The 20,317-nt window shown below is 41.5% G+C and carries 29 protein-coding genes; 1 reads left to right on the top strand and 28 read right to left on the bottom strand.

Annotated elements, in window-relative coordinates:
* The 21 genes from RBQ60_RS04265 to RBQ60_RS04165 all read right to left on the bottom strand — a co-directional run bounded on the left by RBQ60_RS04265 (position 1) and on the right by RBQ60_RS04165 (position 17,347).
* Positions 1 to 141, bottom strand: a complete 141-nt coding sequence (locus RBQ60_RS04265) for a hypothetical protein (RefSeq protein WP_307885336.1) — start codon at positions 139 to 141, stop codon at positions 1 to 3.
* Between the two features lie 12 nt (positions 142 to 153).
* Complete coding sequence (locus RBQ60_RS04260; protein WP_307885335.1) at positions 154 to 474, bottom strand: hypothetical protein; 321 nt, start codon at positions 472 to 474, stop codon at positions 154 to 156.
* Entirely contained in the window at positions 471 to 2,000 is a 1,530-nt protein-coding gene (locus RBQ60_RS04255; RefSeq protein WP_307885334.1) for a BppU family phage baseplate upper protein, read from the bottom strand. Before RBQ60_RS04255 ends, RBQ60_RS04260 begins: the two co-directional genes overlap by 4 nt.
* Before the next feature lies 1 nt (position 2,001).
* The gene (locus RBQ60_RS04250; protein WP_307885333.1) at positions 2,002 to 2,703 is read right to left on the bottom strand and encodes a distal tail protein Dit; all 702 of its coding nucleotides are present in this window, start codon (positions 2,701 to 2,703) and stop codon (positions 2,002 to 2,004) included.
* Between the two features lie 2 nt (positions 2,704 to 2,705).
* Entirely contained in the window at positions 2,706 to 6,788 is a 4,083-nt protein-coding gene (locus RBQ60_RS04245) for a phage tail tape measure protein (RefSeq protein WP_307885332.1), read from the bottom strand.
* A gap of 62 nt (positions 6,789 to 6,850) precedes the next feature.
* Complete coding sequence (locus tag RBQ60_RS04240) at positions 6,851 to 7,654, bottom strand: hypothetical protein (RefSeq protein ID WP_307885331.1); 804 nt, start codon at positions 7,652 to 7,654, stop codon at positions 6,851 to 6,853.
* Positions 7,655 to 7,707: 53 nt separating this feature from the next.
* Positions 7,708 to 8,298, bottom strand: a complete 591-nt coding sequence (locus RBQ60_RS04235) for a bacteriophage Gp15 family protein (protein WP_307885330.1) — start codon at positions 8,296 to 8,298, stop codon at positions 7,708 to 7,710.
* Positions 8,295 to 8,636 (bottom strand): hypothetical protein, encoded by a 342-nt coding sequence (locus tag RBQ60_RS04230; protein ID WP_307885329.1) that lies wholly within the window; start codon positions 8,634 to 8,636, stop codon positions 8,295 to 8,297. Before RBQ60_RS04230 ends, RBQ60_RS04235 begins: the two co-directional genes overlap by 4 nt.
* Before the next feature lie 54 nt (positions 8,637 to 8,690).
* Positions 8,691 to 9,170 (bottom strand): hypothetical protein, encoded by a 480-nt coding sequence (locus tag RBQ60_RS04225; protein WP_307885328.1) that lies wholly within the window; start codon positions 9,168 to 9,170, stop codon positions 8,691 to 8,693.
* A gap of 4 nt (positions 9,171 to 9,174) precedes the next feature.
* Positions 9,175 to 9,597, bottom strand: coding sequence for a hypothetical protein (locus RBQ60_RS04220; RefSeq protein ID WP_307885327.1), 423 nt, complete (start codon positions 9,595 to 9,597; stop codon positions 9,175 to 9,177).
* Positions 9,581 to 9,994: a minor capsid protein gene (locus RBQ60_RS04215; RefSeq protein ID WP_307885326.1), complete on the bottom strand. Its 414-nt coding sequence runs from the start codon at positions 9,992 to 9,994 to the stop codon at positions 9,581 to 9,583. The genes RBQ60_RS04220 and RBQ60_RS04215 overlap by 17 nt, the downstream gene beginning before the upstream one ends.
* Positions 9,991 to 10,329 carry a DUF6751 family protein gene (locus RBQ60_RS04210; RefSeq protein ID WP_307885325.1) on the bottom strand — a complete coding sequence of 113 codons (339 nt, stop codon included), beginning with the start codon at positions 10,327 to 10,329 and terminating at the stop codon, positions 9,991 to 9,993. The genes RBQ60_RS04215 and RBQ60_RS04210 overlap by 4 nt, the downstream gene beginning before the upstream one ends.
* Positions 10,326 to 10,682 carry a hypothetical protein gene (locus RBQ60_RS04205; RefSeq protein ID WP_307885324.1) on the bottom strand — a complete coding sequence of 119 codons (357 nt, stop codon included), beginning with the start codon at positions 10,680 to 10,682 and terminating at the stop codon, positions 10,326 to 10,328. The genes RBQ60_RS04210 and RBQ60_RS04205 overlap by 4 nt, the downstream gene beginning before the upstream one ends.
* Before the next feature lie 18 nt (positions 10,683 to 10,700).
* Entirely contained in the window at positions 10,701 to 10,841 is a 141-nt protein-coding gene (locus RBQ60_RS04200) for a hypothetical protein (RefSeq protein WP_307885243.1), read from the bottom strand.
* An 11-nt stretch (positions 10,842 to 10,852) separates the two neighbouring features.
* Positions 10,853 to 11,869, bottom strand: a complete 1,017-nt coding sequence (locus RBQ60_RS04195; RefSeq protein WP_307885242.1) for a N4-gp56 family major capsid protein — start codon at positions 11,867 to 11,869, stop codon at positions 10,853 to 10,855.
* A gap of 21 nt (positions 11,870 to 11,890) precedes the next feature.
* Positions 11,891 to 12,484 (bottom strand): phage scaffolding protein, encoded by a 594-nt coding sequence (locus tag RBQ60_RS04190; protein ID WP_307885241.1) that lies wholly within the window; start codon positions 12,482 to 12,484, stop codon positions 11,891 to 11,893.
* 178 nt (positions 12,485 to 12,662) lie between these two features.
* The gene (locus RBQ60_RS04185) at positions 12,663 to 13,829 is read right to left on the bottom strand and encodes a phage minor capsid protein (RefSeq protein ID WP_307885323.1); all 1,167 of its coding nucleotides are present in this window, start codon (positions 13,827 to 13,829) and stop codon (positions 12,663 to 12,665) included.
* A gap of 4 nt (positions 13,830 to 13,833) precedes the next feature.
* Positions 13,834 to 15,144: a phage portal protein gene (locus RBQ60_RS04180; protein WP_307885238.1), complete on the bottom strand. Its 1,311-nt coding sequence runs from the start codon at positions 15,142 to 15,144 to the stop codon at positions 13,834 to 13,836.
* Positions 15,145 to 16,356, bottom strand: coding sequence for a terminase large subunit domain-containing protein (locus RBQ60_RS04175; protein ID WP_307885237.1), 1,212 nt, complete (start codon positions 16,354 to 16,356; stop codon positions 15,145 to 15,147).
* Positions 16,343 to 16,798: a terminase small subunit gene (locus tag RBQ60_RS04170; protein WP_307885236.1), complete on the bottom strand. Its 456-nt coding sequence runs from the start codon at positions 16,796 to 16,798 to the stop codon at positions 16,343 to 16,345. Before RBQ60_RS04170 ends, RBQ60_RS04175 begins: the two co-directional genes overlap by 14 nt.
* A 45-nt stretch (positions 16,799 to 16,843) precedes the next feature.
* Positions 16,844 to 17,347 carry an HNH endonuclease gene (locus RBQ60_RS04165; protein ID WP_307885235.1) on the bottom strand — a complete coding sequence of 168 codons (504 nt, stop codon included), beginning with the start codon at positions 17,345 to 17,347 and terminating at the stop codon, positions 16,844 to 16,846.
* A 150-nt stretch (positions 17,348 to 17,497) separates the two neighbouring features.
* Here RBQ60_RS04165 and RBQ60_RS04160 point away from each other — a divergent pair, with 150 nt between their 5' ends.
* A complete protein-coding gene (locus tag RBQ60_RS04160) occupies positions 17,498 to 17,818 on the top strand; it encodes a hypothetical protein (RefSeq protein WP_307885234.1) in 321 nt (106 codons plus the stop codon).
* 258 nt (positions 17,819 to 18,076) lie between these two features.
* On the opposite strand, the gene RBQ60_RS04155 is transcribed toward RBQ60_RS04160, so the two are convergent.
* The 7 genes from RBQ60_RS04155 to RBQ60_RS04125 form a co-directional block, all read right to left on the bottom strand.
* Entirely contained in the window at positions 18,077 to 18,517 is a 441-nt protein-coding gene (locus tag RBQ60_RS04155; protein WP_307885322.1) for a DUF1492 domain-containing protein, read from the bottom strand.
* Positions 18,518 to 18,551: 34 nt separating this feature from the next.
* Positions 18,552 to 19,076, bottom strand: a complete 525-nt coding sequence (locus RBQ60_RS04150; RefSeq protein WP_307885321.1) for a hypothetical protein — start codon at positions 19,074 to 19,076, stop codon at positions 18,552 to 18,554.
* Entirely contained in the window at positions 19,069 to 19,305 is a 237-nt protein-coding gene (locus tag RBQ60_RS04145) for a hypothetical protein (protein ID WP_307885320.1), read from the bottom strand. Before RBQ60_RS04145 ends, RBQ60_RS04150 begins: the two co-directional genes overlap by 8 nt.
* A 12-nt stretch (positions 19,306 to 19,317) precedes the next feature.
* A complete protein-coding gene (locus RBQ60_RS04140) occupies positions 19,318 to 19,482 on the bottom strand; it encodes a hypothetical protein (RefSeq protein ID WP_307885319.1) in 165 nt (54 codons plus the stop codon).
* 168 nt (positions 19,483 to 19,650) lie between these two features.
* Positions 19,651 to 19,830 (bottom strand): hypothetical protein, encoded by a 180-nt coding sequence (locus RBQ60_RS04135; protein ID WP_307885318.1) that lies wholly within the window; start codon positions 19,828 to 19,830, stop codon positions 19,651 to 19,653.
* 91 nt (positions 19,831 to 19,921) lie between these two features.
* A complete protein-coding gene (locus RBQ60_RS04130; protein ID WP_307885317.1) occupies positions 19,922 to 20,077 on the bottom strand; it encodes a hypothetical protein in 156 nt (51 codons plus the stop codon).
* Positions 20,074 to 20,256: a hypothetical protein gene (locus RBQ60_RS04125; RefSeq protein ID WP_307885316.1), complete on the bottom strand. Its 183-nt coding sequence runs from the start codon at positions 20,254 to 20,256 to the stop codon at positions 20,074 to 20,076. The genes RBQ60_RS04130 and RBQ60_RS04125 overlap by 4 nt, the downstream gene beginning before the upstream one ends.
* Between the last annotated feature and the right edge of the window lie 61 nt (positions 20,257 to 20,317).

The raw sequence follows: 20,317 nt of genomic DNA, 5'->3' as shown, positions 1-20,317 counted from the left end.
TCACCCCATTAATGTTACTAACTCGTTATACTCTGTGTCAGAGATGCGGTTGTTTAAGAGGAATACGTCCATCTTTTTCAACATATCTTCTTTGACATATGTTCCTCTTGTAATCATTGTTTTCACTAAATCGAAAAGCATTTTACCCCTCCTTTAACCCTTAACTTCCATAAGCGACATTATATATTCAGTGTTGATTGCAGTTTGTAGGATTGTTTGCTCTATTGCAGATAATGGCACTGGTGCAGGCTCTGGGGGTATTGGTTCTGGCGGTATTTGCTCTGGGGTTGGAAGGTCGAAATACTCAACCATAACCTCGCCTGTGCTTAAATCGCAACCGGTAATCACACCTGCTTTCCCTTCTTTTGGTTCAATTTCTGGCGTTACTGCAAGCTCCAAATACTTGCCTTCATCCTCTGGCCTTAAAAAGCTTTTATCATACAAAATTCTGCCATTCTCAAAAATGTAAATCATAAAATCGCCCCCATTCGGTAGTGAGATATTGTGTATTTACCCTCAACCTTCTTCAAGGCATATGTGCTTATTGTTTTCACTGAAGTGTAGTACAGCACTCCATCCTTGACGCAGTGGCTATAAAGTTCGTTTGATGGGATTGAATATACATCCGTTAAATTTTTTCGGCTTGACACGCTTATCAAATACATCGATGAACCACCAACAAAATAAATGATACCGTTTTCCACGTATAAACCGTAGCACCGTGTGGGCTGCGTATCTGTTGTGCCTATCAACTCTCTCGTTGCCTCGCTGTAAAGATATACAGTCTTGGCTAATGTAGAATTAGCTGTTGCGAAAATAATACCAGAATCAACGACAATGTTGGTTCTAGGTGAGCCACTGTCAATAGTTGCAACAAGCACTCTGTCTGTACCGTTGTATACCTTAATTCCCTTTGTAGTTCCGACATAAACCAAGCCGTTCTTAAAGCATAACGACGCCGTTGTAGCAGCTCCGAGTGCCACCTTTGTTCCAACTTGCTCTAATGTTAATGAAAAAGCGTATAAATACGACGCATCAACGGAATATATGCAGTCGACAGATGCAGTAATGGCACTAGGCGCGTTTGTCATTGCTGCTGATTCACCTAAGGCTGCATAGCTATCTCCATCACTAAACATGATTATTTTTTTAGTCGATTCGTCTGCGTAGTAAATCATTCCGTTTGCCACGCAAAGTGCGCCACATTCGCCAGTTTGGGCGGCTGTCTCCCCAATTTTCACTCCGCTTTCTGCGTTAAAGACTGCCACCTTTTTGTCGGCGGTTGAGCAGTATATTCTGCCGTTTTTCACGGTGCGAACAGTAGCTTTTTGCGCTTCCGCAATCGCTTGAAGCTCTGTGATTTCTGGTGCAAATTGCATTTGGGGCAAGTACAACTTTCCGTCGTCCATGATGGAACCTTGATTTAGAGATGAATCAATTACCAGTTGCATTGTGCGTGTCACATAGTCACACATATACTCCCACGCTTCCCACATGGTATCTATGGTAAGCCCTGCCGCAATCTCCCCGGGTACACCGATATTTTGCACCATGGTAGTCATTAAATCATAAGCCTCATAAAGATTCTGATACAATACAACCAATGCGCCGTATTCATTACTGCTTTCCACTGCACCCGCTGAAATCAAGCTTTTTACCACCTTGATTTTGAACGGCAAACTTTGTAAAATCTCTACGTTGTTGTGATAAATCACAATCTGAACTTCCAAGTCCTGCGCCACTGCTAGGGCTTGGTCTGTCAATTCAAACTGACAACGTCCATTTGTTGCTTCGGTAATCACACCGTTGTTGTAAATCTCTTTTTCATCTGCTTTTTTGCAATATATTCTAACTTCATGCCCTGTTAAATTAATGGGCAAGCCGTTGTCCAGCAAATATACATCTAAAAAACGGCTATTACTATCATTCTGCACCGCCGTAATGATGTCGTCGTTCTTTGTCCGCACATCAACATAAATCTTGTTAAACACTTGTGCCATGTTATAACCACCTCCATTTAGGCTCTACTTCTATTTTCGTGACGTTACCCGTCCAACTAATTGTATTCATACCAACCTCAAGCCTCGGGAAGTCCAGAGCGGAAAACTTGTTATTGCAGTTGACTTTCCCCTTGTAAACCTCCATCATCTCGCTATTGATGGTTATGTATTCCGCTACCCCAAGAAGTCCATAATTCGTGCCATTTATGATTAGGGTAATGTTCCCTGCGCCATGAATTGTGATGGTTGGTTCGGAATAAACCGAACCTTTGTTTTTGATGGATGTAGGAACAGTTAGAACGAGATTGTCAGCATGGGAACGAACGGCATTCAAAGAATACTTAAAGGGGAATACCTTAAACTGAACCAAAAAAGAGTTATACAAATAAATCACATCGGAAATTGAAATAGCATTACTAATCCTTGCCCGATATACCTTATCAGGCTCTGTAGAAAGGGTTAAATCTCCACTACCGTCCAACCAAGCCACAATTTCCCCTAGCCTCTCCGTCCCCCTTTTACCACACGCAATAGAAAGCGTATAGGATTCATAAGCATTCTCATCAATAGTCAATACGCCACTTCTGCCGGGTATTGTTACTTCTTGCTCTCTGCGTTGTGGTTTCACAATGTCAGGCATTTCAGAAATTAAAATCCCAAAATCCCTACTGTTTTTTCCTTTAAAAATAAAATAAGGCTCCACAATTATGAACCTCCCGTCGCCGATACTTTTTGTTTGCGGTAGAACTCTGCCTCCTGCAATAGGCTGGAAACAGAACCTTTTCCGTCATTCACCATCTTTTCAATTTTCAATACGAAATCTCCGCCGTTGTAAGTGGAACTGTTCCAAATGTTTGAAGTGTTTTTATGCAAGACACTCTGTGCCGCCTTGCTTTGGGATTGCCCCACATCCGCCATCATGCGGTCGGCATAACGTTCCATTTCTTTAGGATCATAGGCATCCTTCATGCCCTTAACAATTCCTTGGGTCAACGGCTTACCTACTTCCCTTGCCGCTCTCTTAGAAGGACTGGCGGTTTCCGTGGCGCGTTTTAATTCTTTGATAATTGCATCCGCAATACTTCTAGCTGTGGCAACTGCTTCACCTCTCTGACTTTCCATACCTTCAATAGTACCCTTAATCGCATCTACACCCACATTGGTGCATTCTTCAGGGATACTGGCTAAAGCTGTATCCAGCTTCTGTGTAAAATCCTTATCTAATGTTTCTAATTCATCGGCATAGAATTTCTCTGCTACCGTTTTGGCAAGTTCCTGTTTTTCTGTCCATGCCTGATTATACCGCTCAAATGTCGATTCACTTTTGGAGAGTAATTCCTCCGCAAAATCAGTACCATCTTCAACGCCCATGTTCACAATCTCATTGAGTAAGCCCTCGGCAATTCCTTTCTCTTGAAGCTTCTCCAAGGCTTCCTCATAACGCTCAATGGCGTCTATTTGCTTGTCAATATTTTCAAGCTGAACTTCTCCATCATCATCCCTCGTGAATAAATCACCGAAATCAGAAAGCTTTTCTTGCATACGTTCACGTTGCTTGATGATTTCATCGTATTGCTTTTGAGCCGTTTCGGTAATGTCTTGGATTTTTTCCTTAAGTAGAGCGTTTACCTCTGATGCACCTTTTCTGAAAGCGGCTTTATAGGTATCCATCGTTTCTCTAGCGGATTCCCTGTATTTATCCTTAGCTTTTTGGTCATTCTTGCCTAAGGTTTCAATATGAGCCTCCGTCTGCTCATTCACAAGCTTCTCTACTTGCTTGATGATAGAGTCAGTCTTGCCGTTGATACTGTTCTCCATGGATTCAATATACAAGGAGCCTATTTCCTTGTAAGAAGTTGCTTTCCCTTTTGCCATAGTAATAGCGTTATTGGAAAGGGTGGATATTGCATCCTGCACCATGCCAGAAGATTGCTCTATACCGATTGCAAAACCTTCCCCGTAGAAACCGCCAGTTTCCATGCCTACCTTCGAAGGGCTTTCGATTTTCAAAGCTTTTCTGGTTGCTTTGTCCGCTGTCTGCCCTAATATAGTTCCGTTTGCTCTAATTTTTCTTAGAGAAGTTTCGCTTATCATACCCTTTGCAACGCCGTCAGCGTAATAACCGCCTATCTCACTGCCTGCCCCAGAGGTTTCATTCTCAATCTTCCATACCTTTTTTATGCTTTCTGTGGCCGTATTCGCATTGTTCTCTGCAGCGGCTTTAATCTTCCCAATTACTTCCTCGCTGTCACTACTTTCAGCTAATGCGTTACCCCAATTACTGCCAACGGTACCCATAAGTTTTACATATTGCTCATGGTCTATTTTGCCACTCCTAAAAAGGTTTTCAACGGAACTTTTGAATGTTGCTTCGGTGTTCAAAATACCTTGTGCTAAATTTAGGGGTATCTTTTCGCCTGTTGCGAGATAAGCGTCAACCTCGGTTTTGAGTTGCTTTCTGGTTTTTGCCAATCTATCTATTTCCAATTCAGATAGTTCCTCGCCTTTTTCTTTTGCCAAATCTATTAATGCAATATAATTGCCTGAAATATCGGATAATTGCTTATCCATTTCTTCTTTGTTTTTATTGGTGTAAGTAGCGGTTGCGTTAAGCCTATCATCAAGTACAGCATCCAATTTCTCTAAAGAATCTGAATACAAGGCTTCTTCTGCCGCTTCTTGATCTTCTTGCAGCTTAATGTTCGCATTTAATATTTTCTTTTTTTCTTCTACATTTCTCCAGCCTGCTTCAACATCGTCCTCTAAATCCTTTATTCTCTGTTTAAAATAAGGGCTTTCTTGATGTGCGTATTCGCTGTACTCTGCGTATTCCTCTCTTGCCTTTTGGAGTTCCTCTTCGGCAGTTGCCAAATCTTCTTTCGCCGTCCTTAAAGCGTTTATATTTTCATTTTCGTTTTTCAACGCTTCTATGTAGGCATCTTGGTCGGCTTCAACCAATGCACTTACCTTTTTCTTTTTCATCAACAATTCGAGATTGTCGGCAACCTGTAAATACATATCACCTTCGCGCTCTGATAAGCTGATTGCATTAGGGATAATGCTGTTAATTTGTTCCTGCAAAGCCCTTGCTCTGCCCTCATAACCTTCTTTTACCTTGCCGTTTGCGTCTGTGATATCATCGTATTTATCAATCAGGCTTGTAGCATGGTCTATTTCGGTTACAGCGCCGTCAATAGCTTCTCGCCTTGCTTTTTCAGCTTCCTCTCTTTCGCTTATTTGTTCGTCTAAGGCATCATTCAATTCCCTTGTATGTTTTTTTGTTTCATTCTCTTGCTGACTAAGCGCCACAAGCCCTGCTGTTAAAGCCCCGATTGCCACCGCCGCAACTGCCGCAGGGTTTGCGGAAATAGCAGCGTTCATAATAAGTTGGGCTTTTGTAGCCAATCCAGTTGCTTTCGTCTGGGCGTTTATAACTCCCGATACCTTTTTCCAACCACTTATTACAGATGTAAATACACTTTTAGACTTGTACGCTACTACGGCGGCAGATATACCCATAACAGTTGATTTGACTTCTTTGCCATGGTCGATTAAATAAGTAAAGCCATCCAATAACTTAGGCAATCCGTTTGCGGTCAATTCAGCCGTTTTTGCTAACAAATTCCCTGCGCTATCAGCGATTTTATCCACAGATTTATCAAGTTGTCCACCGTTTAAACTTCTCAACACATCATTCATGCTTTCAGTTGCAGCCTGAGCGGCACTTCTCATAGGGGTTTCGAATTTATCGTAGATTCGAATACCAACACTTTCAGCTGTACTTCCAAGAATGGTTAAATCGCCTTTAAGGTTATCATTCATAGTATCAGCCATATTCTGCGCAGATCCATCAGCGTTTTGTATTGCTGCAGATAGCTTGTTGTAGTCGGATTGGCTTGCATTAACAATGGCAAGTAAGCCACTCATAGCCTCTTTGCCGACTAAACTTTCGGCATTCGCTATTTTTTCTGCTTCGGTCATTTGTGAGAAAGCCTCTCTTAATGATCTAATTGTTTCCCCTAAAGGAACCATAGTTCCGTCTGCTCTCTCTAGTTCAATAACATACTTGCCTAATTTATCACCAGTTAATTCTACTGCCCCGGTCATTTCAGAAAACATACTTCTTAATGCAGTACCAGCCGTTTCACTCTTAATACCTGCATTTGCCATCAATCCAATAGCTAAAGCTGTATCTTCGATGGTATATCCTAATGCCCCCGCTAAGGGTGCGGCGTATTTAAAAGTGTAGCCCATCATACCTACATTGGTGTTTGCATTACTAGACGCAGCCGCCAAAACGTCAGCAAAATGAGCGCTTTCCTCTGCTTTTAGCCCAAAAGCCGTCATTGCATCCGTTACAATATCTGATACGGTTGCTAAATCCTCACCGCTTGCGGCAGCTAAGTTCATAACGCCAGGTAGCCCACTAAGCATCTGCTCTGTTTTCCAACCTGCCATAGCCATATACTGTAAGGCTTCTGCGCTCTCTGTAGCACTAAATTTAGTTGTTGCACCCATTTCCTTTGCTTTATCCGCTAAGGCTTGCAAGTCGGATGCAGTAGCCCCAGATATAGCAGAAACTTTGCTCATGCCTTCTTCGAAGTTAGAACCTGCTCTGATTGATGCAACTGATAAGGCGGTAACTGCCCCTGTAGCCGCTCCTAAACTTACTGCAACAGCTTTCGCACCGATACTTGCCGCAGACTTTAGGCTATTTACACCTTTGTCAAATCCGCTCTGGTCTACCTTGGTGCCAAATCTTAGGTAACCGTCATAACTGTATGCCATTTAACCCCTCCCTTCTATTTTTTGCATGAAAAAAGCACATCGGTTAAGATGTGCCGTTACTTCTAATAATTAGGATAAAATTCCAACTCAACATCACCTGAAATTTTAATAGTGTCCCCTTCTTGTAATTTAGCGTTTTGATAACTGGAAATCCCCTCTGTGCCAAAAGAAAATTTTTCACCCAATAGATCTCCGTCATTTATTGAGCATGTACCAGACCCATTTTTGAGGTAAATATCATAACTCCCCCCGTCCAAATCAATCCCGACTTCGTACGCCCCTGTCGTTAATATATTTTCTTTTGGAACAGCACTAAAGGTAAATATTTGTGTCGGCATATCTCCCGTTGTATCAGAAAATACATTCAACGTAAACATTATTTCGTGTTCGCCAAAAGGCTTATATATGATTGAATTGAAATTACCATTACTATCCGTTTCTCCTTCTTCTAATAACCCGTCCAAAATTGTTTCAAAGTCATAGGAGCTATCTATCATCTTAACGGCTATATCTGCGTATTCTTCTTTAAATTCTGTACTATCTCGCGCTCCAAAATGTATCTCGTAAATATATTCAGAATTTTTTGATGCAAACAGTCTTAGAACTCCATTTTCATTCAATTCGTATTCGTAATTTGTCCAATCCTTGCTATCAGTCTTTTTGCAATTACCAATTCTGTTTTTTTCATCTTTTAAGTTTTCGTTAAATAAATCCTCGAATTGGCTTGGCTTAATTTTAAAGCAATAATTTCCTGCATGCTCTATAGCTCCATAGGTAACAGTTTCATTGGAAATGCTTTTGTTCGAACAACCACATAGCATTGCAACTACAAGAATGCAAGTCATCAACTTTAGCTTATTTCTCATATCAAATCCCCCTCTATGGTATATATTTCCACAATACCACAAAAAGTGAACCATTACAACAACCCAGTTAAGTCTCCGCCTTTAAGCAAAGCTTCTTCAATGGCATTCAACTTCTCCTGCTCACCCTTGGCCAGAGGAATCCTATACTGTTCTTTCATCTTGCGATAGAACTCCTTCTGTTCCTTGCCCATACTCTCAGGTATATCCATGCCTCGGTAACCCATGATTTTACACAAGGCAGAATCCTCATTTAGCCCTTGAAACAACGCTCGGAACTTCCACCAATGCAATGTAGCTTCGGTCAAATCAATTCCGTACTGGCTTAGAAATGCGCTGTAGATATAGGATGCATCATGCTCAAACGAATATATTCTGTCCTGTGTACCTCTGCCCCGTTTCTTTCTGGTCTGTTCTTCTTCTCCGCAACGGTAGAACCACTGTATCCCCTCCAATGCTTCTTTCCAGTCGTCAGGAATAATAGGATAGAATAGGCGCAATGCAAGGATAGGTTTTTCCTCTTGCGGAACTTCATTGTCAAGCATCATTGTTTCGTAGAGAATTGCTGTCTTGTGGTCGTATCTGATTGCATATTCCTTGTTATTGATGCAAAGGGAATGGGGCAGGCTGTCAATTAACATATTCATTTGATGCGATTAGGGCTGTATGGGGACTGTTCAGACATAACTTCGGTGAATTGGTCTACTAAAAATTTATATACATCGCTGTGGAGAACTGCGGAATTGTCGTATTTGAAGATTTGTTCCGATGCATTTGCATTACCAATAATAATATTGATTGCAAGTTTGAAAATTTCCTTTTGATTTTCCAAAATTGTCTTATCATCTTCGCCTGCAATGTTTCTGGATTCGTCGGCTACCTTCTGAAAAATAAAAGGAATTTCATCATTGCCAAAATCCACGTTATATGTATTACCCAAAATTTCTAACTCTCTGACTGTATTTCTCTTAATAAATCTATTCATATATTTTCCCTCCTGTAATAAAAAGCCCACCCATAAAGGGCAGGCTGTGCAATTTTACTCTGCTGTGAATGTCTTTGTTGATGTATCAAACGTACCCTTCACAGCATCACCTACAGCGTACAAAGTGCCTGTAACTTTTACTGTTTCACCGCCAGCACCCGCAATGCCTGAAACGGCTACGGCAACCTTAAACTTTCTTGCTTCAAAGGTTGTTCCCTCTGCGCCAGTAGGCTTAAACAGTTCAACACGAACATACTCTAATTCTGCATCGGCGCCCGTTTTCTGATTGCGGCCAATGTCATACAATGCGGTTACGGCTGTTTCGTCTGCGATCAAGTCTGTGTCAAAAGGGAACTGCGTTTGATAGCTTTTAATCTGGCTTGTCTGGGATTTCTGGTGAATGTAGGTCTTACTGTCTGTCTGTGCGTTGGGGTTTTCGTCTAACGTGTTAAAACCTACCCCCATTAATGCATATGTAGGTGTTTCACCAATACCCAAATAATCAGCAATCTGATTTCTTAATACTGTTTCCATATTATCATCCTTTCTGTGTGTAAATTAGACGGCATTGTACTTGGTACCTTGCCGCATTTTCTGTATTTTCAACGACATACCCTGCGCCTTGGGCTTTGATTTCAATAGCTGATTTATCTGCTCCAATGTTGGGCAACTCTCTGTTTCTGCTCTTTTCATCCATCCACGCCGCGAAATCTTCATAAAACGTACTGTTTGCAAGATTATTGTCCACGTCTGAACCATATAGCTCCACACTACCAAATGCAAATACAAACTGTCTGACGGAACTGCCGTCGACGTACTGTTTTATGATATTATCCGCGGGAATGGTATCTACGGTATATTCCGTTGGATTTCCGCCAAGATAGTCCACATTGAATACACCGTCTTTAAGATAAGGGCATCCCAACAGGAATGTTCTTACGCTGTCAATTAAGCTTTCCAAGTTGTTCCGCCCCTTTCAATATTTCTTTTCCATGGTCTTTCTTCATGCGCTCAAACCAGTAAGAGCCACGTTTTGGCGCGCCGTTGTAGCTAATATTGCGGTCAGTTAAAACTTTACGCTCACCTTTTTTAGCCCATGGACTTCCAGTGGTAGTGCTTACCATAACCTTTCCGTAATACAAATACTTAGCGTATGGGGAATTGTAGGTAATCTCACCACTACCAATCACAGTGCCTAAGGTTGCGCTTTTCTGCATCTGGCCAGATTCATGGGGAGCATAGGGAGCGCAATGCTTAATGACTTCACTGTCAATGTACTTTTGCACCACGCCGCCTTTGCCTAAACCTTTTCTTTCTGCAATCTTAGCAACACTGTCAAAGTGAACCTCAAAATTCATTTCGCTACCACCTCCCAGTGTTGCATATCGGGGCTACCATAATCAAATGTATCAACACCCATTACAGTCAAAGCCTCTTTTAAACCTGCAGGGCTTGTTGCATCCGTCGCACCTCTGACAATCTTATCCTCTGGACTGATAACCAAGTTAGGAAAGGAAGAAAACGGAATAAATACGATTGTTTCGTTATTCTCCACCGTTCCTAACTTAGATAATCTTGAGCCAGTAGAGCCTTGCCAGAATACGCCTTTAATGAAAGTTGCTATCCAATCTTTCTTTCTCGTTTCGGGGTTGTATTGCTGTGTAAAAACGGTACAATCCGAATTAGGTATCATCCGTCCACCCCCGAATATAAAAGACCCTCTCGCAAGAGGTAGCGACTAACGGCAGTGTATAGCCTTTGGGTTTCTGTTGGGGTATTAGAAACTCCTGCAGCGTAGTTTCTGGTTATTTTGCCAACTGTTTCAGCCACAACGCCGCCCCCTTGTTCATTTAGCTGATAGGCATCGGCAACGGCACAGCAAGCCTTTTTTAGGAGGCCTTTTGTATCCTCATATCCCTCCGCCCTGCCAAAAGTGACCATGTCTATGTATTCCGAAGCACGTTCCGACAGCCTTGCAAAGTCAGCTTGGGGGATAGTGTTCCCCCTGTAGCTGTCTCTGTAATATTCATAGGTTGCGTAAGCCATTATGACTGCCCGCCTTTCTTACTCCTGTTTTTCAGAATCTTCTTCTTGCTTCTTTTTGCCCTTAGACTTTTTGGGCTTTTCAGACTTTTCCTCAATTGCTTTTTGTTCCTGTTTTTCAGAAGCTGCCTGCTCCTTTTCTCTGTGCCGTCTCAATAACATACCTTCACTCCTTACGCCTTCTTGAACTTGGCCAAAACAACTTTGGAATCGTTGGACAATACTGCTGCATAGTGTTCATCCGCAGAAATTACTGTAGTTTTAGCAAGAATATCACGATCATCTTCCATTTCCACATTGCGTTTCATGTAGATTGTTAAAGCAGGGGATTCTTCGGATGTGCCATCTGCGTTGGGCGCCTCGTTAGGGTCAGCCGCAGCCGTTACCACAATGGGATTGATGTAGTATTCAACAAATTTTACTTTGTCGCCAACTGCCAAGGCCTCATAGCACTCAGGCTGAATTGTGCTCAGGTGTTTGTTTGTAGAATCCTCAGGAGTAGAATCCGCCACGATTGTAATTGTCCCACTGGCATTGTCCTTGGCATACGCAAAAGACTTTACTTTCTTAGAAGTAACAATCTGGCAACCTGCAATTTCACCAATGGTACCCGTCATAATTACAGGCATGGGGTACTTATTGAGGTCTTTGAAATCAGAATCGTTTCTAAGCTGGGTTACCTGTTTTGGATGCACAAAAACAATTTTACTTGTTGGGGTATCGGATTCATCCTCAAATAAATCCACAGCATTCACCACGCCAGTATAGCCAATTGCTGCAGATGTGCCGTCGTATTTCAAAGAGGCACCCAACAATGCATCCTGACAATCATCATCCACTTTTGCAGCAATAGACATAGTCAACTGGTTTGTAGCCTCTCCGACTGGGTCGCCGTAACCGCTCAATACAGCCTCGTCAGTAATTTCTACCGCCTTGCCAGCCTTTTTAACAGTTACCTGTGTAGTGCTTGCAGTAAGTACAGTTGTGCCCATTGCTACACCTTCTGCAACATCTTCCGCATCACCAATGTATGCATACTTAGGAACGGTAATCGTGTTGCCCGCTCTTCCGCTGAGGGAGTCATCTACCTTTGCAATCGGAAAAAACTTAATTTTCTTTGGCAGCTTTGCACTGACCATGTCCGCCATTACTTGAGGATTAATTAAATCCGCTAATTTTGTCTGTCCCATATTTCTTCACCTTTTCCTCTCTTATTCTGTTGATAAGGATTCATACAGCTCCTTATTCTCGTTGAATAAACTAACTCTTTCTTTGTAACTCATTCTACCGAACTGCTCTCTAGTCACCTTGGAGAAATCTGTTCTCCCCATAGGAGTCATGTCCTTGGGCTTATTGGGGTTGACGTAGTAGTCCTTGTCCTTGGTCAAGGCTTCCAAAATCTCACTGTCACCCTTGCCTTTGTTTCCTTCATCCTTGAGCGCCGCCTTAAATTCGCCGTAGACTGCTTTTCCTGTAAGCTCATCTCGCCATTTATTTTCACCAACAACACCGTTAAATCGGTTCTGGAAGTCTGCTTCTTCTGCATCCTCTTTGGCTTTACGGTCTGCCTCGGCTTTCTCGTCAGCTATCTTCTTTTCCAAGTCCTCGAACTTTTTCTTGAAATCATTGCCATTTTCCAAATCAGCTTTCAGAGAAACAATATCCCCCTCTAGCTTCTTTTTGGTGGTATTGAGGGTATTAAAATCCTCTCTTGCAACAAAATTTTTGCCGATACCACCCGTAATCTTCTTTTCCAAATCCTCGCTGTTTTCCAAACCTTTCAAGATTTCCTTTAACCATTCCATATATTTTCTCCTTTCGTCACTCTGTCCTTTTTGTCTAGCCAGTCCTAGCATTGAGCCGCCTATTTAGTCCCTAGGCTAGGGTAGTTTTTTTGTACTAAAAAAGGACTTGTTTAACGTCTATTGTCCAAAGACGAGATAAAGGGATCACCTCCACGCTAGAAGCCATCAAGTAACTTTTTCATTTTGGCTTCATCCCCGTTTTCTCTTTTATTTTAGTCGAAACAATCTTTGTTCTTTCAACCTTTGTCGGCAACCCTGCCTTCTCGCTGACCTCAACGTATTTATTGGACAAGAGCCTTATCTTTTCCGTAGCCCCTCTTACCAAGTCTTTATCCTCGATGGCTTGATATAACAGTTTTTCCTCTCTAGCATACCGCAAATTTGTTTCTATCTTTCTCTGTAGCTGAGTACATTCATACCTCGTGTACTCATTCCCATCAATCGTGATTTTCTCATTGGAGTATCGCTTCATTTCTTTCAGTTCTGACTTACTGTTGGCTGGACTACTGATACCTAACAAAATAGCGTAGGCAATATGCCGACAGTTCCATTCTCCGATAGGACGTTTTAACTCACTTTGTAGCTTTTCAAATTCTTCATTACTGTATTGATTGCCTTGGTAGGGGATATGGTCAGGAGCACAAGGACTATGAGCGGATATTTCCACCCCGTCAGAACCAAATTCTTTGCCTGTAGCTCGTGCTGTTTCTTGTGCGATATAACTTACCCCGTCAAGAATATTCTGCCGTATGGCACTATCAAGACGTTTGGTGTAGCCGCTTTCATATTTTACCCTTAAGCCACTGCTACCCATATCCTTAACAGCCTGTCGGATTACTTTCTTATAATCCTCTGTTCCTGTTGCTACGGAAGCAATAGCTTGGTCAACGGTCTTTTTGTAAAAGGAACCCAACGGCTCAAATCCTTTTTCTGTTCTGATACCAACAGTCGTTGTATTACTGATATTGCGTAGGCTCTCTTTTGTTACTGCCGCCGCTGACTGGATGATATTCTGCAACACTTTATTCTCCGCCAGAGGAATTTGTTTTATCTCCTTGGCTTCATAGAATGGTTTCGCCCAATCATAGCCTTCCTGTGCCACTGCTTCATACAGCTTTTCTATCTCCTCAATGCTTTTGCCTGATTCCCTTGCTAACTGCTGTGTAATCAAATCCACATCATAACCAAAGGTATACATCTGTTGCAATTTCTTAGAGTAAGCAGGGATTAAATCCTCGGTATCTTTCAATGTTTCGGCCATATCCAAAAGAATACGGGCGTTTACGTTCCCAAACCTGTCAGCAAAAATATCAGCCAAGAGGTTTAATTCTTCCTCCGTCAGCATTCAATCACCCGCCTAACAGGTCGTTTACTGTGGGCTCATTCTTCTTAATTTCATCAATCATCGCCTGTGCTTCATCTGCTGTCTCATTAGGATTCAACCATTGTCTAAGTTCGGCTTTGCTTTTAATACCCATGGACTGAGCATCCTTAAGCTGTCCCCATGTTTCCGTACTGCTTTCAATCAAGGAATAAGACCAGTCGAAAGCTGTCTCGTAATCTCCCATGGGGGTTAGACTGTAATAATTGGCAAGGACATTGCAGGCATATATATAGTCAGCCGTTCCCCGCTCAACTACGGCTCGAATATCCGCAACCATGGCATAAGTATCATAAAGCCCTGCCTTGATTTCCGTAGCCGTTGCCCCTCTGGTTTCAGGGGCTGTCAAAACCCCTTTGCTTGTACCTACCGATTTTTCAAGGAGGTCAAAAAGGTTCATTAATCTTTCAAAGTAGCTGCTATTTCGTATATCAGGGCTAAATATTTCTATCATAGGCCCTGTATCATTACCATGGGATGCAAAGAACATTTTGCTGGGCGTTTTATATTTCCCTGTTTTAGGGTCTTTTTGAAACATACGCTCATCGGCAAACACCTTGACCTCTTTCAACTTAAATTCATCCTGAATTTGCTCGAAGCATTCCATTATCTCAGCGATAATACTGTCACAGCCATATGTAATGGGTACCCCATAGAAGTCACTGAATTTCCGATTATCTACAGGAGACTTAAAGTAAGCAAATAGTACACGATCCACTCCACTTATGGCTCTATCTTCAATATCTGCCCATTGCTCTATAAAAGCATCCTTGCCACTTTCATCCGTAACCTTATTGGTAATGTAAATTGTATCATTCTCCACTCGGTAATCCGCCCAACGGAAATACCTTCTTGTGCCCTGCTTGATACTGTCAGCCAAAACCGTAGCCGCTGTGATACGGTCGCCTTTCTTTTTATGAATCATGATACGTTCCTGAGAGAGAATATCGAAATGGATCTCTCCCTCTTGTACATAAGGAACCACAACACAACCACCAGTACCCAGCATACGGGAAGTGATTCGCTTCATCCGCCGCCATACATCACTCATGCAATCATCTAAAAAAGCCACCCTGCTATTTTCACCTACAATATCCGCTGTGCTTTCGCTGATGGCTAATGTTGTAAGCTTATTTGCAAAGATGGCCGTAAAGTTAATCTCTTTTGTGGATTCGAAATTATCAGTAAATTTCTTGTTCTCTTTTAATTGCTCATCGGAAGTATTGGATTTTTCTATTCCAAATAACCGCAATATATATTCCCATAAGGTTTTCAGCATTTAATCACCTACCAATCTGTAAATATTATATTCGAAGCTGTACTCATCGGCATCCAGTATATCAATGTCGCTGGTGCCATCGTCCAGACGTTTATCCTCTAGGCTTTTATCATCCCATACCGCCGTTTTTAAGCCACTCACAAGGTCATCGCACTCACCTTCAACAATATGATACCGACCGCCACCCATAAGCAAGAGAGAACATCTGATGCGATCATTGATGGGCCTTTTCAAACTGTTGTAAATTGGATAAGTCGTACGCTGTCGGTAGCTGTTAATCATGGTTTGTTCCGCACTATCGCAATACACCCCGTCAGGATAGCCGTAGTCACGAATAATTCCATCCACAAAGGAAGTAAATTCTTTCTCTAGTTGATTAAAACTCATTCCTGTAGCCTTGATGCTCTTTGCCCTAAGTTTATACATATGGTTGTCAAAGCCTATCCCAGTGGCCACAAAAGCATGGTTTGATTTGTTGCCGCCGAAGTCGTGGCCAATGTTGATACTATCAAATCGTTTCGGAAGTTTATCTTTTGAAATCATGAACTTCTCAGGACTATCCGCAAACACTTTGTAAATCAATCCCTCGGCTAATGCCCACTTGCCTAATATGTATCGTTCATAAAGAACGGTGCCGAAATACTCCTTTTTCAAGTTAGCAACAAAGTCCTTATCCAAAAAAGGGTTTTCATCAAGCGTATAGTTTTGCAGGAAAATATCTGCATCACTTTGTAGGAACTTATAAAACCAGTGATTTGGATTATCAGGGTTGCAAGTGCCGTCAAAGCAACTATAAGACTTATCTAAACGAGACTTTAGCATATTAAAGACTTCCTCATGCCACGTTACAACCTCGTCACCATAACAATACTTAATACTGGTACCACGAATACGATCTACTTGGTTCACTTTGTCAGCACCCAGACAGTAGCATTTCTCCCCGAACAACATCGCCGTATTGTCGGAACGAATATCCGATACCAAGGCAGGCGTAAATATCTTTTGCAAAGGCTCAATGATATTTCGCTGTAACGTCCCTTTCGTATTCCCGAGTATAACTACAAGCCCCTCCTTACCTGCTACAGCCCGTATTCTTCTAGGGATAACATAATAGTCAAGGTAAGTCTTTCCCGAACGTGTAGCCCCTGACTTGATGTTCCAACGGCTATTTGCATTGTTCCAGAATTCCTTTTGTTTGCTACTTAGCCGCATTGTCTATCCCCTCCAAAATATCATCTAGCTTTTCAAGGAGTTCCTTATCAGAATCATCCTTCGGTCTATCAGACCACCCCTTGAAATTGTTAATTAGGCTGAATTTAGCCCCATTTACCCCATCACGGTCAAACAACCTGCGTTCGGCATATTCTTCGATGTAGGACTTTGCACGTGTAATCGTGTCCATAAATTCTTTCTTAGCTTGATAATTTAACAGCGACATACGGCTGTTAAAGCCAAGTGCCAGTGCCAATCCTGTTACCGTTGGAGGCTTTGGCTGTTTTTTATAAATAATAAACCCCTTGTCTGTCTGCAAAGGCTTTCCTTCTTCATCAAGCCAAGGAATGCCTTCGCATTCTTCAAAATAGGCCTCAATTAAGCCATTGATTTCCTCTTTGCATTTATATTTAGGCGGTCTGCCCACCTTGGCTTTTGGCATTTTACCGCCACCTTTCTGAACAATAAAAAAGCACCCATAGGATGCTTAGGTATTTGTTTTTATTTTCTGCTTTCTTCTCTTCAGTTTACCTCTCATCAAATGATAAGACTGGTCATACTTATGCTCTTCTGTATGGCATTTCAAGCACAAACACATTCCGTTCTTCTCGTCCAATCTTCCAGCGGGATAATCTGACCATTTTACAATATGATGGGCCTCTAAATCTTCTGCATTTCCGCATCTTTCACATTTCCCAGCACTTAAAATATTATTTGCCCACTTCACAACCCTCGAATCATCCCTACTTATCGGGTATAAACTCTTATCCTCAAGTAGAAAATGATAAAATTTATCAGTTAATAAAGCCTTTAACAATAATATACATGCCTGCTTTCTTACATAACTGTAATCACCAATTAGAACAGCTATACTATTGACTATTATCTCTAAAGGATCATCTATGTATTTAAATTTGTGTGTTTTAAATGCCGCTGTGGCATTAAGGTCGATTAAGTATTCATCTGCAAATCGTTTCTGCTTTTCGGTCAATAATACCACCTCACTTTCTTTACAATAAAAAAGCACTCAGACGAGTGCATGTTAAGTTTAAAAATATTTGTACAAGTCACCTAAATTCAGTGTCACTCTAAGATATTCCGTATATTATGTATTAAGACTAGCCAGAAAGGAGATGCCAGCATGACAAAGAGACAAGAACTCCTACTAAACTCTTTACAGGATAAAACAGACGATGAAAAAAGAGAAATCTTAGCGAGAGAATATAACTTAAATTGGGACTGCCCTGAAGGCCCCTGTAAGCTTTGGTTTGCAAAAGTTTTCACCTATTGTAATACAGACGAGTTCGAAGACGAACTTGACTTTTTCTTTTTCTTAGTTAACATATTCGGATACCTGTGGCATATCTGCTTTAATCATGAAGACACAGTTTTCCTTGGTTGCACGTGCCCTTGCGGAAACAAACAAACTATTCTGTATTATTCTATAACATTCGGTGACTAAAAAAGTATTTTTCAAATCAATAATTGTTAAAAAGTAGGTTGTAGCATGGCTACTGTTACTATCTTTGCTAACTAAAGGACAACCTCTCATTATCATCTCTGCAATAAAGGTAATCATATTTATTAGATATTTAAATCCTCCGGGGATTGGACACCGCCTAAACGATGCCCCTTTCTCGGAGGATTTTGAATTAATTAACACTCGACACTTCTTACTAATACCATTGTACTATATTGAAACGTAACATGTGTAACGATTTTAAACTTTCTCCATAAATCTTGATACTGCCATCTTTATACTTCCTTCGGTATTATTACCGCCCAATCTGTCAGCCACCTGATTCCAAGAAAGCTTATCAATAAACCTGTACCTTATAATCCTTCTCATACGGCAATCCTCAATAGAATTTATGTAAATCTCAATCTCATTTACTAGCTTTATAGCCTGCTGTTCGGCTTTTTCGAGTTGAGCCTTATAACGATATAGCTGACTTAATTTCTCGTCATAGCAAAGCACAGGAAATCCCTCAATACGTATACTTCCAATTGTGCCATCCTTCCTACTGCCTTTTACTGAATCCAATACAGTGCCCTCGGATTCCAAACGCTCAATTTCCGCCTTGATTTTATTGATTCTGCGTTTCAAATCCTTTATTTCATCCTGAAGGTCAACATATTGATCTAATAATTCTTTTCCCAATGGCATCACCTCTAATCCCTAAATGCTATCCACTTCACCCCTTTATTGTTGTATAGCACCTTTTCTGTTTATTCCAACTCACGGCAACCGGACTGCCACAATTTATGCAGGGTATATCAAATAGCCCCTCCGTGCTATTGGTTATGTACCTTGCAGACTTACCGCACTCGCAATCGGTATACACTTGCCTTATTCCATCTTCTTCTAACTCTGTTTTCTCTCCGCAATGAGGACATAAGAAAGTGCTAATCTTTTGTTTGAGACAGGTTGTCACGGTTTCCCCGCAATGTTCGCAGGTTAAATGTGCAAACCCCGAAACCCCCTGCTGCCGAACGGGTATCTGTTTCTGCGTTGGTGCTCCAACATCATTCCCGATACTAACCTCATAGTTGCCCGATGCGCTAAAAGTATCAATTGTGTCACAATTTTCCTCTGGGATCTTCTTGTCCTGTACTAAAAAACTTCTCTTCATCAAGACGGCTAGGCACATATCAAAAAATGTTTCTTCATTTCCATCACGAACAATAAACTCTCTTGTTGAACTCTTGATTTTAAACATTGTCATCGTCCCCCTCTTTGCTGAAATATCCTATCTTGTATCCCAATTGCAACATAGCCGTAACTACCATGTATAAATCTTTTCCGGCGATAGACACCATGTCAAACGAAGCTGTAGTTTCCCCGTCATCATGCTCAATAAAACGTGTAACTAGCCCCTTTGCAACAATCTCTGTGGTTCCATCGTCGTATGTAAGAGTTATATTTTTGACTGTGCTTTCTTCGCTCATGTAAATTCCTCCTTATCGTCCTTTAATCCTGTATTTTCTCTGCTTTTTATACGCATCCACCGCATCTATTCCAACCTTAGCCTTGTCCAGCTTTTCCCGTTCCGCCTTATACCGTTTGCAGTGGTCGTGGCAGAATACATGGCGAACGTTACAGTTCTGGCAGCATGTTATACGCATTTAATCACCAGCCTTTTCCTTCTAAGCTAATCGGCATTTCTTCTAGTCTGCATTGGCATTTTAGAACCATAGGATTATATACACTTCCATTTCCGTACGCTCCTTTACATCCTCGGCATGAATCATGATTTAAGTCTTTATTAAAATTTTTAATAAATCTAACCACTTTCATCCTCCCACCCCATTCTCTGCTACCAGTCTGTCAATAACGCCTTTATACACACCTACAATAGCCAAGAACTCCTGTTGGGTAAGCATGTGTAGCAGTGTTCTATTTAGTTCCGATAATTTCCGCATTTCCAAAACGCCTATTGTTTCGGATTGCGATACCAAATTCTCCTGTTTCATTTTGCACCCCCTCAAAACGGCATCTTATCCCTATCCAACCAGACCGATACGTTAACAATCAGTCGGCAGAGGAAACCTTTTAGCCTATAAATCAAATCAAACACCCGATTTCATCCTTGATAGCTATTTCGATTTCTTCGTCTGAATATTCCTTGTCGTCTTCCTCGTCATATCCATAATGATCATCAAGGAATTCTTTTAATTCTGCTTCATCAACTTCCATTGTGATTTTAACCACTCTGCTCATCCTCTCCCCATCCTTCTCCTAATCTGTACCGCTCGTTCAATATTGTAGCTTATTCCGTCCGCCTTCTTCGCTTTCTCAGCCTTTTCAGCCTTAGACTCATCTACCCATGCCTGATACGTTTTACACGTTCCATGGCACTTATAATGGCGGCTTGTACAATCTTTGCAACAGGTAACCATGAAATCACTCCTTGACCTCTAATATCATAAGTTGCCCTAGTATCGCCATTAGCAGGTAGCA

It is taken from the genome of Anaerotignum sp. MB30-C6 (genome assembly GCF_030908465.1).
In the GTDB taxonomy this organism is placed as follows: domain Bacteria; phylum Bacillota; class Clostridia; order Lachnospirales; family Anaerotignaceae; genus Chakrabartyella.
Note: the sequence above shows the minus strand (reverse complement) of the source record. Positions and strands in the feature narration are given on the sequence as shown.

What these genes read in the sequence shown, in the direction of transcription:
- RBQ60_RS04130 (WP_307885317.1), bottom strand. Translation starts at nt 20,077, where the DNA reads ATGAGCAGAGTGGTTAAAATCACAATGGAAGTTGATGAAGCAGAATTA.
- RBQ60_RS04175 (WP_307885237.1), bottom strand. Translation starts at nt 16,356, where the DNA reads ATGCGGCTAAGTAGCAAACAAAAGGAATTCTGGAACAATGCAAATAGC.
- RBQ60_RS04260 (WP_307885335.1), bottom strand. Translation starts at nt 474, where the DNA reads ATGATTTACATTTTTGAGAATGGCAGAATTTTGTATGATAAAAGCTTT.
- RBQ60_RS04255 (WP_307885334.1), bottom strand. Translation starts at nt 2,000, where the DNA reads ATGGCACAAGTGTTTAACAAGATTTATGTTGATGTGCGGACAAAGAAC.
- RBQ60_RS04265 (WP_307885336.1), bottom strand. Translation starts at nt 141, where the DNA reads ATGCTTTTCGATTTAGTGAAAACAATGATTACAAGAGGAACATATGTC.
- RBQ60_RS04215 (WP_307885326.1), bottom strand. Translation starts at nt 9,994, where the DNA reads ATGAATTTTGAGGTTCACTTTGACAGTGTTGCTAAGATTGCAGAAAGA.
- RBQ60_RS04125 (WP_307885316.1), bottom strand. Translation starts at nt 20,256, where the DNA reads ATGGTTACCTGTTGCAAAGATTGTACAAGCCGCCATTATAAGTGCCAT.
- RBQ60_RS04225 (WP_307885328.1), bottom strand. Translation starts at nt 9,170, where the DNA reads ATGGAAACAGTATTAAGAAATCAGATTGCTGATTATTTGGGTATTGGT.
- RBQ60_RS04190 (WP_307885241.1), bottom strand. Translation starts at nt 12,484, where the DNA reads ATGGAATGGTTAAAGGAAATCTTGAAAGGTTTGGAAAACAGCGAGGAT.
- RBQ60_RS04245 (WP_307885332.1), bottom strand. Translation starts at nt 6,788, where the DNA reads ATGGCATACAGTTATGACGGTTACCTAAGATTTGGCACCAAGGTAGAC.
- RBQ60_RS04180 (WP_307885238.1), bottom strand. Translation starts at nt 15,144, where the DNA reads ATGCTGAAAACCTTATGGGAATATATATTGCGGTTATTTGGAATAGAA.
- RBQ60_RS04140 (WP_307885319.1), bottom strand. Translation starts at nt 19,482, where the DNA reads ATGCGTATAACATGCTGCCAGAACTGTAACGTTCGCCATGTATTCTGC.
- RBQ60_RS04195 (WP_307885242.1), bottom strand. Translation starts at nt 11,869, where the DNA reads ATGGGACAGACAAAATTAGCGGATTTAATTAATCCTCAAGTAATGGCG.
- RBQ60_RS04240 (WP_307885331.1), bottom strand. Translation starts at nt 7,654, where the DNA reads ATGAGAAATAAGCTAAAGTTGATGACTTGCATTCTTGTAGTTGCAATG.
- RBQ60_RS04210 (WP_307885325.1), bottom strand. Translation starts at nt 10,329, where the DNA reads ATGATACCTAATTCGGATTGTACCGTTTTTACACAGCAATACAACCCC.
- RBQ60_RS04170 (WP_307885236.1), bottom strand. Translation starts at nt 16,798, where the DNA reads ATGCCAAAAGCCAAGGTGGGCAGACCGCCTAAATATAAATGCAAAGAG.
- RBQ60_RS04200 (WP_307885243.1), bottom strand. Translation starts at nt 10,841, where the DNA reads ATGTTATTGAGACGGCACAGAGAAAAGGAGCAGGCAGCTTCTGAAAAA.
- RBQ60_RS04185 (WP_307885323.1), bottom strand. Translation starts at nt 13,829, where the DNA reads ATGCTGACGGAGGAAGAATTAAACCTCTTGGCTGATATTTTTGCTGAC.
- RBQ60_RS04135 (WP_307885318.1), bottom strand. Translation starts at nt 19,830, where the DNA reads ATGAAACAGGAGAATTTGGTATCGCAATCCGAAACAATAGGCGTTTTG.
- RBQ60_RS04205 (WP_307885324.1), bottom strand. Translation starts at nt 10,682, where the DNA reads ATGGCTTACGCAACCTATGAATATTACAGAGACAGCTACAGGGGGAAC.
- RBQ60_RS04160 (WP_307885234.1), top strand. Translation starts at nt 17,498, where the DNA reads ATGACAAAGAGACAAGAACTCCTACTAAACTCTTTACAGGATAAAACA.
- RBQ60_RS04230 (WP_307885329.1), bottom strand. Translation starts at nt 8,636, where the DNA reads ATGAATAGATTTATTAAGAGAAATACAGTCAGAGAGTTAGAAATTTTG.
- RBQ60_RS04235 (WP_307885330.1), bottom strand. Translation starts at nt 8,298, where the DNA reads ATGAATATGTTAATTGACAGCCTGCCCCATTCCCTTTGCATCAATAAC.
- RBQ60_RS04150 (WP_307885321.1), bottom strand. Translation starts at nt 19,076, where the DNA reads ATGTTTAAAATCAAGAGTTCAACAAGAGAGTTTATTGTTCGTGATGGA.
- RBQ60_RS04145 (WP_307885320.1), bottom strand. Translation starts at nt 19,305, where the DNA reads ATGAGCGAAGAAAGCACAGTCAAAAATATAACTCTTACATACGACGAT.